Genomic DNA, 16,033 nt, shown 5'->3' on the forward strand with positions numbered 1-16,033 from the left:
TTACTTCATTAGCCGCAGGTTGAATGCGTAGCGGTATGGGCGTCCCTTGTTAGCCTGGATGGCTGCACGGGCGCCCATCAGCGTCATATAGACCCAGAGCGCCACGGTGGCTACCGCGAACGCCCAGCCAAACCCGGGAATCAGGGTGAGCACGTTCAGCACGATGGCCAAAATGGTCAGCGGAAACGTGAAGTTGAAGGCTTCTTTTGACTCCTGCGAGGTAAAAGGTCCGCGGTCGCGGTACACGGCGAAGATGATGGCCGCGGGAATGCATCCTAGTACCGCGCCGAAATGCGACATCATGGCCCATTGGCGATCCTCGGAAGGAGTCAAGGGCAAAGCCGAGACCTTGGAACCTTCGAAACGTGAATTTTCCGGCGGTACGGTCTTGCGTGCAGTCACGTGGCGCTTCCTTGTTTAGCAGTGGGTGGTCGATCTGATTCTATCGAGGATCTAGCGACGTAGAGGACAACCCGCCCTAAAAATCCAACTATTAGTCAATCGTTAGGAAACCGTAATCTTCGCTGGTTAGAAAATCGATGAGCTCCTCGACCTTACCCAGCAGCTGCGGTTCAAGCTGTGCGTAGTGGTCAACTCGGGAAAGGATGCGCTGCCAACCCAGCCCGATGTCCTCGGCAGTTGAATGCGGCCAGCCGAACGCGCGTAATATTCCGGTTTTCCAATCGGTTCCACGGGGGATCACCGGCCACTTCTCAATATTAAGTGCTGCCGGCTTCACCGCCTGCCACACATCGACATACGGGTGACCAAGAATCAGGACATGATTCGCCGCACCGGGGACCGCCATCGCTTCCTTCACGATACGTTCTTCCTTGGTGCCCGCAATCAGGTGGTCAACCAAGATTCCCAGGCGCCGTTCGGGCGAGGGGTTGAAAGCGCGAATGGCCCCGGCTAGATCGTCGACACCATGCAGGGGCTCCACGACGATGCCTTCCACGCGCAGGTCATGGCCCCAGACCTTCTCCACCAGTTCGGCATCGTGCTTGCCTTCGACCCAGATCCGGCTGGCGCGTGCCTCGCGGGCCTTCAAACCGGTGACCGCCCGGGAACCGGAAGCTGAAACCATGGTCTTTGGCGCCAATGCCTTGGCTTGTGGCTCAACGATCTCCACCGGCTCGCCTTCGAGCAGGAAGCCGAAGCCCGCTTGGAAAGAGCGGGTCTTGCCCCGCCGGTCTTCTAAAACGATCACCCGCATTCCTCCGGACTTCTCGGTACGCACCACTTCGCCGACCCAACCGCTGTCCACGTCTTCGAGTAGTAGGCCCATTGATATCGGAACTTGACGCAGTTTTTTCGGTGCAGGTGCACTGAGGTCGTGGGCTCCCCAGGAGTAATTGGTCACGTACTGCCTTTCGCTGTGATCGAATACGCTCGAAATCCAATGCTAGCAACCGATGTAGGTATTAGACTTGGCACTTGATAGGTTAGAGTGCCAAATCCTTGCCGGAGTTCATAGGAGGTGTTGACGTGAGCGAGTTTCGACGTCTGGACGTTTTACGCGCCATTGTGGAGGACTACGTCCAGTCGCATGAACCGGTAGGTTCAAAGGCTTTGCTTGATCGGCATAACCTGGGAGTTTCTGCTGCCACGATTCGCAATGATATGGCCTTGCTGGAAGAAGAGGGGCTCATCGCTGCCCCGCACACCTCCTCGGGAAGAATACCCACGGAAAAAGGCTATCGCCGATTCGTTGACCAGATCGGCGAGCTTAAGCCGTTGTCTCGGGCGGAGCGCGAGGCCATCAACAAAATCTTGGATAATTCCCAGGATTTAGATGAAGTCTTGCATAGCACCGTGCGCTTGCTGGCACGTTTGACGAATCAGGTGGCGTTGATCCAGGTGCCGCACTATGACACCGCATCGCTGCGCAATCTGGACCTAGTCGGACTTGGCTCATCCCAGGTATTGATGGTCATGATTGCCTCCAATGGCACCGTCGACCAGCGGATGATCGGCACTTCCAGGGCGTATAGCGACGACGAACTGCAGGGTATGAAGCAAGGCGTGCTCAAGGCCTTTGGCGGTCGGCAGTTGGCAGATCTCGTAGGTTCGCTGACCACCGAATCAATTCCGCTCCAGCTTCTGGAAGATACGCTGTTCATGACGGTGCTCGGTTCCTTGCAGGAGATGGCACGTGCGGCTAACACCCAGCGCATCGTGATGGCGGGGACCGCGAACCTTGCCCGTTCGGTGGGAGATTTCCCGCTGACGCTCACCCCGGTGCTCGAAGCGCTTGAAGAGCAGGTGGTGCTGCTGAAGCTGTTCTCCGAGTTGGAAGCGGACTCTCGGGGCGTGGCGGTAGCCATTGGCACCGAGCACCATTACGGGCAGCTTTCCGACGCAACGGTCATCGCGACAACCTATGGCTCGGACACCAGGAACAAGCTTGGAGTGCTCGGTCCGACGCGGATGAATTATCCAACCTCCATGTCTTCGGTCCGGGCGGTTGCCCGTTACCTGTCAAAGATTTTGACGAACTAGTTTCGTCAGCAACAACGTTTTATATTTTTACGAAAGGACACGGCGAATATCGTGAGCTCGCATTACGAGACGCTGGGTGTTGCCCAGGACGCGACCCCGCAGGAAATCAAGAGCGCCTACCGCAAGCTGGCGCGCAAGCTGCACCCCGATGTCAACCCAGGCGAGGGGGCAGCCGAGCAGTTCAAGCTCGTCACACGAGCCTACGAAGTCCTTTCCGACGAAAAGAAGCGCGCCAACTTCGACGCCACCGGCGACCTGAACGGCAACGGCCAGCAGGGATTCGGCGGCGGAGGCCAGAACTTCGGTGGCTTCGGCGACATCTTCGAACAGTTCTTCGGCGGCGGGCAAGCCCAAGGGCCGGCCTCGCGCACGCAGGCCGGCCGCGACGCGCTGATCACCATCACCATCGATTTGGTCGACGCTGTCAAGGGCACCGTATACCCGCTCGAGATGGAAACGGCCGTCACCTGCAAGGTCTGTGAAGGCTCTTGCTGCCGGCCCGGCACCAGCCCGGTTACCTGCGAAACCTGCCGCGGTGCGGGCCAGATCCAGCGTCCGGTGCGTTCCTTCCTCGGCCAGATGATGACCGTGGAAACTTGCCCGGCCTGCCGTGGCTTTGGCACGACCATTCCGGATCCATGCAATGAATGCAATGGCGAGGGACGCGTGCGCGAGCACGTCTCGAAGTCGCTGAACATTCCGGCCGGTGTCGATGCCGGCACTCGTATCCAGCTGCGCGGACAGGGCGAAGCCGGTCCCGGCGGTGGCCCGAACGGAAACCTCTTCGTCGAAATCGACGTACGCCGCCACAAGGTCTTCGAACGCGCGCAGACCGACTTGCACGCGAAGATGGCCATCCCAATGACCGGCGCCGCCCTCGGTTGCGAGCTGAAGCTGGAAACCTTCGATGGTGAACAGCAGATCACCGTGGAATCGGGCGCCCAGGACGGGGACACCATCACTCTGCCAGGGCTGGGTGTGCCGCGCCTGCGCGGTGGCAAGCGTGGCGACATCGTGGTGCACCTGCAGGTGGAGACTCCGACGAAGCTGGACGCCGCACAGCGTGAGCTGCTCGAGCAGCTGGCGGCATTGCGTGGCGAAGAGATGACCGCCGGCCGCGTCGAACAGTCCGGTGGAATGTTCTCGCGACTGCGTGACAAGTTGAACCAACGCTGAGCATGAGCAATCACAGCTTCGTGATCGACGCTCAGCAAGCAGCTGAGGCCATGGTGGGGGACAGCTTGGAGCTCACCGGGCCCGAGGCCCACCATGCGGTTGCGGTCAAGCGTGTGGCGCCCGGCGAGGAGCTGGACTTGCTCGACGGCACCGGGCTCCGGTTGCGAGTCAAGGTCAGTGCCGCGGCCAAGGACCTGCTCAGCGTGACCGTGGTGGAACGCATCGAAGAAGCGCCGCCGGTCCACCCGGTCGGCCTGGTGCAGGCGCTGGCCAAGGGCGACCGGGATCTACAGGCCGTGGAATCGGCGGTGGAACTGGGAATTTTCACGGTCCGCCCCTGGCAGGCCGATCGATCGATTGTGCGTTGGAATGGGCCGAAGGCCGAAAAGGCCTTAGCTAAATGGCGTTCGCAGGTGCGTTCGGCACAGAAGCAGTCACGCCGCGCCTTCGAACCAAAGGTCTTGGACCCGCTCGGGTCCAAGGCTCTGGCCGGACAGATCGCGCAGCTTGCTGCCCAGGGCGAGCTGGTTCTGATCCTGCATGAATCAGCTAAATGCTCGGTGGCCGAGGAAACCCGGTCGTGGCTCGATTCGGCCCCGGCACATGCGGGGGTGACGTTGGTAGTGGGCCCCGAAGGCGGGATCAGCGACGCGGAGCTCGATCAGTTTGTCGGCGCTGGTGCCAAGGCCGCGCTCTTAGGCGAGCACGTGCTGCGTGCTTCGACGGCCGGGCCGGCAGCCCTCGTTCTGGTTCGGCATCTGCTCGGAGAACTGTAGCCGCCGAAAGGTTCAGCAATTAAGAAGTTCCGTAGGCCGACGGCCTGCGGAACTTTTCAATTGGTAGCGAATATTCGCAGCCTATTTAATGGTGAACTCGCTGGATACCGAGGCGATCTTTTCTTCGGATCCGGATTCCCTGCCCCAGAAGGTGAGTTTGTAGGCGCCTACGCTCAGCTGCTTGGTGAAATCAAAGGAGCCATCGGGATTGACCTTATCTTCCGGGATTGGCTCCTCGGCGGTGAGCACGGTGAGCTTTCCCGACTTGTCCTTGCTCTCCAAGCTGTAATAGATGCCGTCGCTGAACTTCGAGGCGCGAGCATTGAACTGGATCTGACCGGCCTTGCGGGTCGACCCGTATTGCGGGTCGATAATCCAAATCGGGGCCATGAATGAGGCATCGCGGTCGTAGGAGTCCGCCAGTCGCAAGTCGCCGAAGACCGTGGCGTTGGCCCGGCCGTCAACCAGAATTCTCACTTTCGGTGGCAGCGAGCCAACGAGGAGGCCTGCATTGGACGCGGCGGCGGTGGCGGTGAACACCAGCTGCTGAATTGTGCGTTCGGAAAGGCCACGATCAAGCTTTGCGCTGAAGACCTTCTCCGGTAGGTCCAGGGTGATCACATTGTCCTGGTTCATGGACACGCCAACTTCACCCGAAGGCTTCAGATGCGTGTACCACTCGGCATTGGCCGGCTTTTCGTTGAGCAGGTAGGAGATTGAATCGCCGATCGGCTCGCCAGTGGCGTTTTTTGTGGCGTACTCGCGGTAGAGGAAAACCCCGAGGTCCATATTTTCAAGCCAGTAGATCGGGAGCCTGTCGATCGGGGAATGGTGCTCCACCGAATCGTTGGCAGGAGGCAGTCCCACGGTACCCGCGGCAGTACTGATCGGCATTTCGTGGGATTCTTCGCGCGAGGCAAGACCGCAGCCAGCTGCTACGACGAGAGTTAAACAGACTCCGGTGACGGTTACCCGCTTGGAGATCAACCTCGTAATTCTTCCTTGCACTACTTACCAATCCGTTGATTATTCACTTGACACCTTGCTGTAAACCAGCTCTGGCGCTCAAATAGTTTGGCACATGATGGCGCCCGGGATCGACAAAAAGGAGTCTAACGAAGGATTCGTAACCAAATCTATACCTTTACCACCACAGATGCTTTAGAATCACTTCAGATTTTTGTGCTCTAGCTACCTGCGAAATTATCCCCTAAGCGTGCTGAACTAGATAGACTGTAGGGGACAAGAACAATAATCATTGCCAAGCTCAGCAAAGGGGCACTAAGCACTGCATGCAGGTTGAACAGAACAAGATGCCGGTCGAATCCGGCCCCGCGTCATTGACGATCACCTTCGACACTCCCGAACTCATGGTTGCCACGCTGGGTCCAAGCGATGAATTGTTGCGCATTCTGACCGGCGCCTACCCGCTGGTGCAGTTTCGCCCCAATGGCGCTTCCTTGACCCTGGTTGGCGAGCCCGTGCAGGTGCGCAAGGCTCAGCGTGTGACCGAAGAGGCCCGTGCACTTGCCAGCCGCGGCTCCCGGATGAGCGCAGACACCATTGAGCAGATCATCAAGATGCTCTCCGCCGGTGGTGCCGATGCGCCCACCGACGTCCTCGGGCTGAAGATTCTCTCCGGACGGGGACGCGCGATCCGGCCGAAAACGCTGAATCAGAAAAGCTATGTCGACGCCATCGAAGACAACACGGTGACCTTCGGCGTGGGTCCTGCCGGTACCGGCAAAACTTTCCTGGCCATGGCTATGGCCGTGGCAGCCTTGCAGGCGAAAGAAGTCAGCCGCATCATCTTGACTCGTCCCGCCGTAGAAGCCGGGGAGAAACTGGGCTTTTTGCCCGGAAGCCTCACGGAGAAAATCGATCCCTATCTGCGTCCGCTCTATGATGCGCTGCACGACATGATCGACCCGGAGACCATTCCACGGTTGCTGGAGGCAGGCACCATCGAGGTCGCTCCCTTGGCGTACATGCGCGGGCGCACCTTGAACGATGCCTTCGTGATTCTCGACGAAGCGCAGAACACCACCAGCGAACAAATGAAAATGTTCCTCACTCGTTTGGGCTTCGGCTCCAAGATGGTCATCACCGGCGATGTCACTCAGGTGGATCTGCCCGGTAACTCGGTCTCCGGGCTTCGCATGGTGATCGACGTGTTGGCGGGTATCGACGACATCGCCCTGTGCCGGCTGGATGCCGGCGACGTGGTGCGCCACCGCCTCATTGCAGATATCGTCACGGCGTACGATCGCTGGGACACCCAACAGCGCAAAGCACAATCCCGGGGACGGCACAAGTCATGAGCGTCGAAGTAAATAACGAAACAGACTACGAAGTGGATCTGCAGGACGTGCAGAAACTCGCTGACTCGATCACCCAGGCGATGTTCATTCACCCGGAAACGGAAGTTTCCGTCGTCTTCATCGACGAAGAGGCCATGAGCGAATTGCATGTGGAGTGGATGGACCTGGAAGGTCCCACCGATGTGATGAGCTTCCCGATGGACGAGTTGCGTCCGGGGTCGGAGAAGGCCCCGTCGGAAAGCGGCATCCTCGGGGATATCGTGATCTGCCCCACCGTCGCCGAGGCCCAGGCCAAGGCCGGTGGGCACCCGGTCCACGATGAGATCTTGCTGCTCACCACCCACGGCATGCTGCATTTGATGGGCTTCGACCACGATGAGCCTGCCGAAAAGGCCGAAATGTTCGGTCTGCAGCGCCGTCTGCTCGAGAGCTACACCGGGCGCCCGGCGCCGAAGGAAACGGTGGAATAGCCGGTGGGCATAGTCCTATTAGTCGTGGCGTTGGCCTTCATGGCCAGTGCCGCAATTCTCACCGCCGCCGATTCCGCCTTTTACGCCTTGTCCCGCAATGCGGCCGAACGGTTGCGGATCGAGTCGAATTCCAAAGCGATAAGCCATATCCTGGACGACAGCGAATCGCACGCCCAGGCGATCCGCTTCTGGCGTATCTGGTTCGAGACGGCCTCCGCGGTGGCCGTCGCGCTGCTGGTGGCCCGTTGGATTGATAATATCTGGATGGTCGGCTTGGTGGCGACTATGGTTATGGCGGCCCTCGGATTCGTCCTGGTCAGTGTCTCCCCGCGGCGCTATGGCCGCTCCAATGCGCGCAATGTCGTGCGCGCAACCGCACCGATGGTCCGGCTCTTGCGGGTGCTGCTCGGCCCGATCACCAACTGGCTGGCGAGCATCGGCACCGCGATGAGCCCGGGGCCCGGAAACGATGAAGACGGCTACCTCGGCAAGGAGCGCCTGCGCGACATAGTGGACCGTGCCAGCGAGGGAGAGGACCTGGACGAAGAGTCCGCGGAATTGATCTCCTCGGTGATGGATCTGGAGGAAACCAACGTCCGTGCGGTCATGGTGCCGCGCACAGACATGGTGGTGCTCACCGGCGAACATACGATCAACGGCGCGCTGGAACTGTTCATGGCTTCGGGCTATTCGAGGATCCCGCTGATCGGCGAAGACACCGATGACATCCAGGGCATCATCTACCTCAAGGATGTGATCTCCGAGATCCACGGCCTGCAGCAGGCCGAGCGCCTCGAGGATCTCTCCCGTCCGGTGCGTTTCGTCCCCGAGTCGAAAAACGCTGCAGAACTCCTGCAGGAACTGCAGCAAGAGGCAATTCACCTGGCGGTGGTCATCGACGAGTACGGTGGCACCGCGGGCCTGATCACCCTGGAGGACCTGCTCGAGGAGATCGTCGGCGAGATCGACGACGAGTATGACCGCTCGCGCACCGAGCTGATCGAAAACCCCGATGGCTCGCTCTTCGCAATGGCCTCGGTATCCATCGATGACGTCGCAGATCATTTTGATGTGTTCATCGATGATGAAGATGTAGACACCGTCGGTGGCCTGCTCTCCAAGGCGTTGGAATCCGTGCCCGTGCTCGGATCCACCGCCGATGTCTACGGTCTGCGCCTGACCGTGGTGGCCCTGGCCGGCCGCCGCAACCGCATCGGCAAAATCCATGTAGAGCGTCTGGAAACGGACGCATCCGATCATAAAGAGAACGACGAGGAATCCTCAGATGAGCGATAAAGACAAATTGCTGGCCACCAGCGGCTGGCCCGAGAACTACCGTTCGGGTTTCACCTCCTTCGTGGGGCGCCCGAATGCTGGCAAATCCACGCTGACCAACGCGCTGGTGGGCCAGAAGGTGGCCATCACCTCGGCCAAGCCGCAGACCACCCGGCACACCATCCGCGGGATCGTGCACCGTGATGACGCGCAGCTGATCCTGGTCGACACCCCGGGCCTGCACCGCCCGCGCACCCTCTTGGGGCAGCGGTTGAACGACCTCGTCGCGCAGACCCTTTCCGAGGTCGATGCCATCGGTTTCTGCTTGCCGGCCAATGAGAAGATCGGCCCCGGCGACCGTTTCATCGCCTCCCAGCTGGCCCAGCTGCAGCGCAAGCCGATTGTCGCCCTGGTGACCAAGGCCGATCTGGTCGACCGCGAACAGCTCGCCGCGCAATTGATGTCCGTCGCTGAACTGGGTGTGGAGAGCTTCGGCGAAGACGGCTTCGCAGCGATCATTCCGGTGTCCGCGGTGAAGGAATTCCAGGTCGAAGAGGTTGCCAACGTACTGGTCCAGCACCTGCCCAAGGGACCGCCGCTCTACCCGGATGGCGAGCTTACCGACGAGCCCGAGCTGAAGATGGTCGCCGAACTGATCCGTGAGGCCGCCTTGGAAGGCGTGCACGATGAGCTGCCGCATTCCCTGGCCGTGGTCGTCGAGGAGATGATCCCACGCGAGGGCCGCAGCGAAGGCAACCAGCTGGTGGACATCCACGTCTCGCTCTTCGTGGAACGCTCGAGCCAGAAGGCCATCATCATCGGCAAGGGCGGCTCACGCCTGCGCGAGGTGGGATCCAACGCCCGTCAGGGCATCGAGAAGCTGCTGGGCACCAAGGTCTTCTTGGACCTGCACGTGAAGGTTGCCAAGGACTGGCAGCGTGACCCGAAGCAGCTCGGCCGCTTGGGCTTCTAAGCTCAGCCCGGTAGATTACCCCACCCCCGGATCCCCTCTCCTCGAGAGGCGATCCGGGGGTTGGCTTTTAACCGGCCCCAGTGATCTGACCCTGCGGGATAGCGGGTTCGGCGCTCCGCGACACGAGTTGGATGCACTGGGTCGGCTTCATATTCCGTAGTTCTCGGCACGGCGCGAAAATGAACGGGGGAGGAAAGATTACTCGATGGTAATGTCCAGATAATAATTCGCGCAGCAATCGATAGGGAACGCATATGGACGGCACACAGCAGGAGCACACCCCCGCCGGAGTGAACATGAACAACTGGCGGCTTCCCAAGAACCTGCGCTGGTCCTTCCAACATATGGCCGACTTCCTGCCCACGGCACTGATATCCCGGGGCGAAGGAACGGTGGCGCCGCTTCCCGCGGCACACCGTGACTTGGACTCGGTGAGGCTGGCCCCGGCATTCCCTTCAGAAGCGCCGCTGAGCGTGGGCTCGGTGATGGCCGCCGCCGAAACCGACGGGTGGATGTTCATGCACCGCGGCACGGTGCTGGCCGAGCAGTACTTCGGCCAGATGAAGGCCGACACCCCGCACCTGCTGATGTCCATGAGCAAGTCGCTGATCGGCGCGGTGGCCGGAGCGTTGATCGATTCCGGGGTGCTTGACTCCGACGCGCGCTTGACCGATTACCTGCCGGAGGTAGCCGAGAACGGCTATGCCGGGGCCAGGGTGCGCCAGTTGCTGGATATGCGTTCCGGCATCGATTTCTCCGAGAACTACCTGGACCCCAGCGCCGGGGTGCGGATGCTAGGACAGGCCATCGGATGGTCTGCGCTCAAGGCCCCGGGGCCCACCGGCATGTACCCGTACCTGAGAACCCTGGTGCGCAAGACCGCCCACGGCGGGGTCTTCGAGTACCGATCTTGCGAGACCGACATGCTCGGCTGGATCTGCGAGTCCGCGGCCAAGAAGCCCATGGCCACCTTGCTGAGCGAGCTGCTCTGGAGCAAACTCGGCGCCGAATCGGATGCCACCATCGGCGTCGACCAGTTCGGCACCGGAATATTCGACGGCGGGATCAACGCCACGATGCGCGATATGGCCCGTTTCGGCTCGCTCTTCCTGAACGACGGACTCGCGCCGAGCGGCGAACGGGTGCTCTCGAAAGAATGGATCGCCCAAACGCTGGCCGGCGCCCCGGACTCCCGCGACGCCTTTGCCGACGGCCCGGTGGACAACCTCATGCCCGGCGGGATGTACCGGAACCAGATGTGGTTCCCGTACCCCGGCGACGAAGTGGTGCTCTGCCTGGGCATCCACGGGCAGATGGTCTACATCAACCGGCCCGCCGAGGTGGTGGCGGTGAAGCTCTCCAGCTGGCCGACCCCGCAGGGACCTGCCAAGCTCTCCCGCACGCTGCGCGCCTTCGACGCTATCTCCGCGGCGCTATTGGTGGAGGCCAACACCGCACCACCTGCCTCGGCGGCACCAGCCGGCAACTAGCTGCCCGGGATACGGGATCCCAGGTTGGCCAGCGATTCGGCCGCGATGCCGCAGCGCAGCAGTGCAGCGCTCGTGCGCGGATCGGGCAATTGGCCGAAGGCTGCCACCAGCCAAAGACGAGGGCACGGATTATGGCCAGCCCGCTGCCCTGAAACTGCACGTGCGCCCCGGAACCTAGTAGAAGAAAATCGGCAGCCAGTCACGGTTGTGCGCGTGCACCAGCGCGAGGAACAGTACGAAGTCGAAGATCAAATGCACCGAGACGACGTAGGTCAGCGACTTGGTCAGCTTGAAGGTATAGCCCTGCAGCAGGGCGAAGGGGAACGTGAGAAGCGGACCCCAAGCCTGGTAGCCGATCTCCCAGAGGAAGGAAGAGAAGATCACCGCCTGCAGGATATTGGCGAGCCAGTCAGGGAAGTGGCGTCGCAGCAGCGTGAAGGTGGTGCAGATGAAGAACAGCTCATCCCAGATGCCCACGGCGTTCACTCCGAGGAAGAGCCGCCAGAAGATGGTCGGATCCGAGGCGTCCGGCCAGTTCTGGAAGACCCCCGTGCTGATCAGGTACACCGGTAAAATGAGGAAGCCCAGCGCTACCACGCCGAGCAGATACAGTTTGGCGGCCAACGGCCATTTACGTCCGGTGTTCACCGGAAATTTGATGATCTGCTCGCGGTAGGCAAACCGTGAGACCAGCCAGGGCACCAGCACGGCCATGCCGAGCGCACCACCCATCTGGAGCATGTGCCCGATGCTCAAATCGGCATTGAGCGGAACGAAGCTGATGATCGCCAGCCCCGCCGCGATCAGTCCCAGGTGGCGGGCGAGCTGGCGATCGATAAATGCTGCCGTGAGCACGCTGAGCACGAGCGTAGTGTAGCCCGCCGGGTCATTGGCTACGGCGAAGAGCAGCACGCCGGAGAGCGAGAGCAGTACCGCCGGCAGCAATTTCCAGCTGAGCGCGGTGCGGGGCGGATCATCTAGGGTGAGCTTCACACCACCAGCATGCCACCTCCGCCCGCGGCGCAAAAGGGTTCAGTGCAGCAGCGTGCCGAGCGAGGCGACGAAGCCGCCGAGCAGAAAAGCGCCGACGCCGATGGCCAGCGGCCGGTTGTCCATGCCCGCGCCTCCGCCCAGTGCCTGGTGGGTTACCGCGTGCCCCTTGCCGCGGCGCAGCTGGGCCCGGTTCACCGGCCAGGCGACGAAGAAGGCGACGGTCAGGGCGAGGGCCATGGCAACCCAGAAAACGGGGTTGAGGACCCCGGAGTCCATGGCTCCGGGAATGAGCAGCATGACGAGGTTATCCACGATCTCCATCGTCACGATGGACAGGGTGTCGGCGGCGAGGACCAGGCCCAGGGCGGCGGACAGGGCGATGCCGCCGCGCACCAGCGGGATGGCCGACAGTGCGTAGCCGAAGAGGAAGGCCAACGAGATGGACAGCGCCACCGTCGGCAGGTTTGCCCATCCGGCCGCGGTGCCCACCAGCAGCCCGATGATTTCCCCGATGGCGCAACCGGTCAGGCAGTGCAGCGTTGCGCCCACCGCCATCGACGACATGTCATGCCCGGCGCCGTGCCCGGCGTGCTCACCGTTCGTATCGTGTTCCATGGATCTCCTTCCGGGTGCTTTCAGGAATCGGCTAGCCTTCCGCGGTTGTTCAGCATCATACCGCCGGCACCGTGGCCGGCTACGTGCCCACGCTATGTGGCGATGCGCTTGAGGATCTGCTTGGCCACCAGCCGGTCTGCTCCGGGCAGATGGGTTGCCCGAACGATCCAACGGCGCACCAGCAGCTGCAGCTTGTTCTTCGGCAGGAAGGTATTCGCCGCACGCCGCCCCGAGGCCTGCGCGGTGGCGATGACCGGACGCATGGCCCGTTCATAGCCGGCCAGCGCGTTCGGCAGCCGCGCCGGTTCGGTGACTGCGGCCAAGGCCTCGCCGAGGGCTGCGGCGCCGGCAATGGCCATGGAGCCGCCCTGACCGGCAAGCAGCGATACCGCGGCCGCCGCATCTCCGAGCAGCACCACCGGACCGCGGTGCCAGCCGGGCATGACCACCTGCGCTACGGCATCGTCGTAGGGATGCTCCGGGCATAGCCGAAGAAGCCGATCCACCCGTCCATCAACTCCGGCGAAGGCCTTGCGCAGCCGCTGCCGGGGATCGCTGGGCGTCGCGTCTTCCGGTTGGCGATACACCAGGAAGGCGGCAACCTCGGTGGAACGCAGCCCGTAGATCCCGGCGGTGCGGTTGACCGTATCGCTGAGCACCAAACGGTTCTTGAACTCCCGATTCAGCTGTGGCTCTTCAACGATGAAGGCCGCCGCCCGCATCCCCAAGGGCCGCAGGTAGTCTTCTTCGGGTCCGAAGACCGCGGCCCGGACCATTGAATGGATCCCGTCGGCACCTACCAGGAGCTCCCCGGATTCCGGATGCTCTTGGCCTGCAAGCTGCACCTGTACCCGAGCATCCGTCGTTTCGATCCGCTCAACCCGCGCGCCGTAGCGGATGCTCACTCGGCCCGGGGCAACATCCTGCAAGGCCTTGCGCGCCGCACCTTCCATATCCGGGCGCAAGAGCGTAAGCACTCGCCCGCCTGCCAGGTCCGAGAACTTCTGGTAATCCAGGCTTGCGGTGCGCCGGCCCTTCGCGTCAACGTATTCGGCGGCCTGCACCCGGTAGGCAACCTCAGTCAGATAGGGGTAGAGCCCAATGCGTTCGGCGGCGCGCAGGCCGGGGCCGAAGAAGTCCATCAGGTAGCCCTCGGGGCGCGGCTCCTTAGAGCGTTCAAGCACCAGCACCTGCCAGCCGGCCAACCCGAGCTGGCGCGCCGCCACAAGCCCGGCAATTCCCGCTCCGATGATGATCGCCTTCATCCGTAGCCCTTCCCTCAGCTCCACCGCCCGGGCCCGCGTGCAACCGGGCCTGAAATCCCATTGTTCGCACGTTTGCCCCGAGCTGTCCATGGCCATCGAGCCGATCCCGAAGATCGCTTCCACCGGCCGATGTCCACTATTTGACACAATTGAGTAGCAAATCCCGTCGCAGTTCAAAGCGGTGTTATGCTCAAAAAGTGCATTTCGAGCTTCTACTTCTAATCTGCCGCTGCGAGGATCCAAGAGACCGTTAGTGGTCTATTCGGCCGACCTTCTCGCCGCGGAGTAGCTCTTGTCTGGCCCCACACAACTAAGCACCAACATTGTCTAGGGGATACACCGAAATGCAGAACATGCAAAAATCTTCGAACATGCCAATCCACAAGTATGTTCCCTTCCAGGACCAGATCGAAGTCAACCTGCCCGATCGCACCTGGCCAGATAAGTACATCACCACCGCCCCGCGCTGGTGCGCGGTTGACCTGCGTGATGGAAACCAGGCACTGATCGACCCGATGAGCCCCGAGCGCAAGCACAAGATGTTCGACCTGCTGGTGGAAATGGGCTTCAAGGAAATCGAGGTGGGCTTCCCTTCCGCCTCGCAGACCGACTTCGACTTCGTCCGCCAGCTCATCGAGCGCGGCATCCCGGATGACGTGACCATCCAGGTGCTCACGCAGTCCCGCGAGCACCTGATCGAGCGCACCTATGAGGCGCTGGAAGGCGCCAAGCAGGCCATCGTCCACCTGTACAACTCCACCTCGGTGCTGCAGCGCGAAGTCGTCTTCCGCCAGGACGAGGACGGCATCGTGGACATCGCGGTGCAGGGCGCGCGGATGTGCAAGAAGTACGAAGAACAGCTGACCGGCACCAAGATCACCTACGAGTACTCGCCAGAGTCCTACACCGGCACCGAGCTGGCCTTCGCCAAGCGCATTTCCGAGGCCGTGGCCGAGGTGCTGGAGGCGACTCCGGAAAACAAGATGATCTTGAACCTGCCTGCCACCGTCGAAATGGCCACCCCCAACGTCTATGCGGACTCCATCGAGTGGATGCACCGCAACCTGGCCAACCGCGATTCGATCATCCTCTCGCTGCACCCGCACAACGACCGCGGCACCGGAGTCGCGGCCGCGGAGCTGGGCTACCTGGCCGGCGCGGACCGCATCGAAGGCTGCCTGTTCGGCAATGGCGAACGCACCGGCAACGTCGACCTGGTGACCTTGGGCATGAACATGTTCGGCCAGGGCATCGACCCGCAGATCGACTTCTCGGACATGGACCACATCCGCCGCACCGTCGAGTACTGCAACCAGCTGCCAGTGGCAGAACGCAGCCCGTACGGCGGCGACCTGGTCTTCACCGCCTTCTCCGGATCGCACCAGGACGCCATCAAGAAGGGCCTGGAAGCCATGGAGGTCAAGGCCTCGGCTGCCGGCAAGGAACTGAACGATATGGTTTGGGCGGTTCCGTACCTGCCGATCGATCCGAAGGACATCGGCCGCTCCTACGAAGCGGTGATCCGCGTGAATTCGCAGTCCGGCAAGGGCGGAGTGGCCTACCTGCTGAAGAACGACTACAACTTGGATCTGCCACGCCGTGCGCAGATCGAGTTCTCCGGGGTTATCCAGAAGAAGACCGAAACCGAAGGCGGCGAGGTTTCCTCGTCCACCATCTGGAACGTCTTCCAGGATGAGTACCTGCCGGTCAGCGAGGACTCCGGGCTGAATGCCTGGGGCTACTACGAGATCGCCTCGGCGACCGCGGCCTCCGCCGAAGACGGCAGCTTCCAGCTGGACGTCAAGCTGATCGTCGACGGCGTCGCCCACGAGCGCAGCGCCCAGGGCAACGGTCCGCTGTCGGCCTTGGTGAAGCTGCTCAACGATGACGGAGTGGACCTGCGCGTGCTGGACTACAGCGAACACGCCATGAGCGAAGGCGGCAACGCCCGCGCCGCGGCATTCGTCGAATGCGCCGTGGGAGATCGCATCCTCTGGGGGATCGGTTTGGACACCAACACCAACATCGCCGCGCTGAAGGCGGTCATTTCGGCAGTCAACCGGGCAATCCGCGACGCCGCCTAACCGCTGGAAGATGCTGAACGCCACGGGGCACAACTTCGGTTGCGCCCCGTGGCGTTTTTAGTCCTGCGCGGTTGAGGTGGGAGAATTGGGGAT

15 protein-coding genes are annotated in these 16,033 nt (G+C 61.8%); 9 read left to right on the forward strand and 6 right to left on the reverse strand.

Annotated features, from left to right (window positions below; translation table 11 throughout):
- Positions 1–402, reverse strand: a complete 402-nt coding sequence (locus ACT3UQ_RS01940) for a DUF4870 domain-containing protein (RefSeq protein WP_444636418.1) — start codon at positions 400–402, stop codon at positions 1–3.
- Between the two features lie 91 nt (positions 403–493).
- On the reverse strand, positions 494–1,363 hold the full coding sequence (locus ACT3UQ_RS01945; protein WP_105552135.1) for a DUF3097 domain-containing protein: 870 nt from the start codon (positions 1,361–1,363) through the stop codon (positions 494–496).
- A 125-nt stretch (positions 1,364–1,488) separates the two neighbouring features.
- On the opposite strand from ACT3UQ_RS01945, the gene hrcA reads away from it, so the two are divergent.
- Genes hrcA through ACT3UQ_RS01960 form a run of 3 tightly spaced genes read left to right on the forward strand, consistent with a single transcriptional unit; the run spans position 1,489 to position 4,454 of the window.
- Positions 1,489–2,502, forward strand: a complete 1,014-nt coding sequence (gene hrcA / locus ACT3UQ_RS01950) for a heat-inducible transcriptional repressor HrcA (protein WP_096284730.1) — start codon at positions 1,489–1,491, stop codon at positions 2,500–2,502.
- 51 nt (positions 2,503–2,553) lie between these two features.
- A complete protein-coding gene (dnaJ, locus tag ACT3UQ_RS01955; RefSeq protein WP_096284728.1) occupies positions 2,554–3,678 on the forward strand; it encodes a molecular chaperone DnaJ in 1,125 nt (374 codons plus the stop codon).
- Positions 3,679–3,680: 2 nt separating this feature from the next.
- Positions 3,681–4,454 (forward strand): 16S rRNA (uracil(1498)-N(3))-methyltransferase, encoded by a 774-nt coding sequence (locus ACT3UQ_RS01960; protein ID WP_096284726.1) that lies wholly within the window; start codon positions 3,681–3,683, stop codon positions 4,452–4,454.
- Between the two features lie 81 nt (positions 4,455–4,535).
- Here ACT3UQ_RS01960 and ACT3UQ_RS01965 read toward each other — a convergent pair whose 3' ends face one another.
- Positions 4,536–5,348, reverse strand: coding sequence for a GerMN domain-containing protein (locus tag ACT3UQ_RS01965; RefSeq protein WP_444636419.1), 813 nt, complete (start codon positions 5,346–5,348; stop codon positions 4,536–4,538).
- Between the two features lie 398 nt (positions 5,349–5,746).
- On the opposite strand from ACT3UQ_RS01965, the gene ACT3UQ_RS01970 reads away from it, so the two are divergent.
- From ACT3UQ_RS01970 to ACT3UQ_RS01990, 5 genes are all read left to right on the forward strand, one after another.
- A complete protein-coding gene (locus ACT3UQ_RS01970) occupies positions 5,747–6,775 on the forward strand; it encodes a PhoH family protein (RefSeq protein WP_096284722.1) in 1,029 nt (342 codons plus the stop codon).
- On the forward strand, positions 6,772–7,245 hold the full coding sequence (ybeY, locus tag ACT3UQ_RS01975) for an rRNA maturation RNase YbeY (RefSeq protein WP_096284720.1): 474 nt from the start codon (positions 6,772–6,774) through the stop codon (positions 7,243–7,245). The genes ACT3UQ_RS01970 and ybeY overlap by 4 nt, the downstream gene beginning before the upstream one ends.
- Positions 7,246–7,248: 3 nt before the next feature.
- On the forward strand, positions 7,249–8,541 hold the full coding sequence (locus tag ACT3UQ_RS01980; RefSeq protein WP_096284718.1) for a hemolysin family protein: 1,293 nt from the start codon (positions 7,249–7,251) through the stop codon (positions 8,539–8,541).
- Positions 8,531–9,493 (forward strand): GTPase Era, encoded by a 963-nt coding sequence (gene era / locus ACT3UQ_RS01985; RefSeq protein WP_096284716.1) that lies wholly within the window; start codon positions 8,531–8,533, stop codon positions 9,491–9,493. The genes ACT3UQ_RS01980 and era overlap by 11 nt, the downstream gene beginning before the upstream one ends.
- A gap of 254 nt (positions 9,494–9,747) precedes the next feature.
- Positions 9,748–10,983 carry a serine hydrolase domain-containing protein gene (locus ACT3UQ_RS01990; RefSeq protein WP_444636420.1) on the forward strand — a complete coding sequence of 412 codons (1,236 nt, stop codon included), beginning with the start codon at positions 9,748–9,750 and terminating at the stop codon, positions 10,981–10,983.
- A gap of 174 nt (positions 10,984–11,157) precedes the next feature.
- On the opposite strand, the gene ACT3UQ_RS01995 is transcribed toward ACT3UQ_RS01990, so the two are convergent.
- The 3 genes from ACT3UQ_RS01995 to ACT3UQ_RS02005 all read right to left on the reverse strand — a co-directional run bounded on the left by ACT3UQ_RS01995 (position 11,158) and on the right by ACT3UQ_RS02005 (position 13,979).
- Positions 11,158–11,976 carry a type II CAAX endopeptidase family protein gene (locus ACT3UQ_RS01995; protein WP_096284712.1) on the reverse strand — a complete coding sequence of 273 codons (819 nt, stop codon included), beginning with the start codon at positions 11,974–11,976 and terminating at the stop codon, positions 11,158–11,160.
- 39 nt (positions 11,977–12,015) lie between these two features.
- A complete protein-coding gene (locus ACT3UQ_RS02000) occupies positions 12,016–12,591 on the reverse strand; it encodes a DUF4396 domain-containing protein (RefSeq protein WP_444615653.1) in 576 nt (191 codons plus the stop codon).
- Positions 12,592–12,683: 92 nt separating this feature from the next.
- A complete protein-coding gene (locus tag ACT3UQ_RS02005) occupies positions 12,684–13,979 on the reverse strand; it encodes an FAD-dependent oxidoreductase (protein WP_444636421.1) in 1,296 nt (431 codons plus the stop codon).
- A gap of 221 nt (positions 13,980–14,200) precedes the next feature.
- Here ACT3UQ_RS02005 and leuA point away from each other — a divergent pair, with 221 nt between their 5' ends.
- Entirely contained in the window at positions 14,201–15,940 is a 1,740-nt protein-coding gene (leuA, locus tag ACT3UQ_RS02010; RefSeq protein WP_096284708.1) for a 2-isopropylmalate synthase, read from the forward strand.
- The last annotated feature ends 93 nt before the right edge of the window (positions 15,941–16,033 follow it).

This window comes from Glutamicibacter sp. AOP12-B1-11 (genome assembly GCF_052379245.1).
In the GTDB taxonomy this organism is placed as follows: Bacteria; Actinomycetota; Actinomycetes; order Actinomycetales; family Micrococcaceae; genus Glutamicibacter.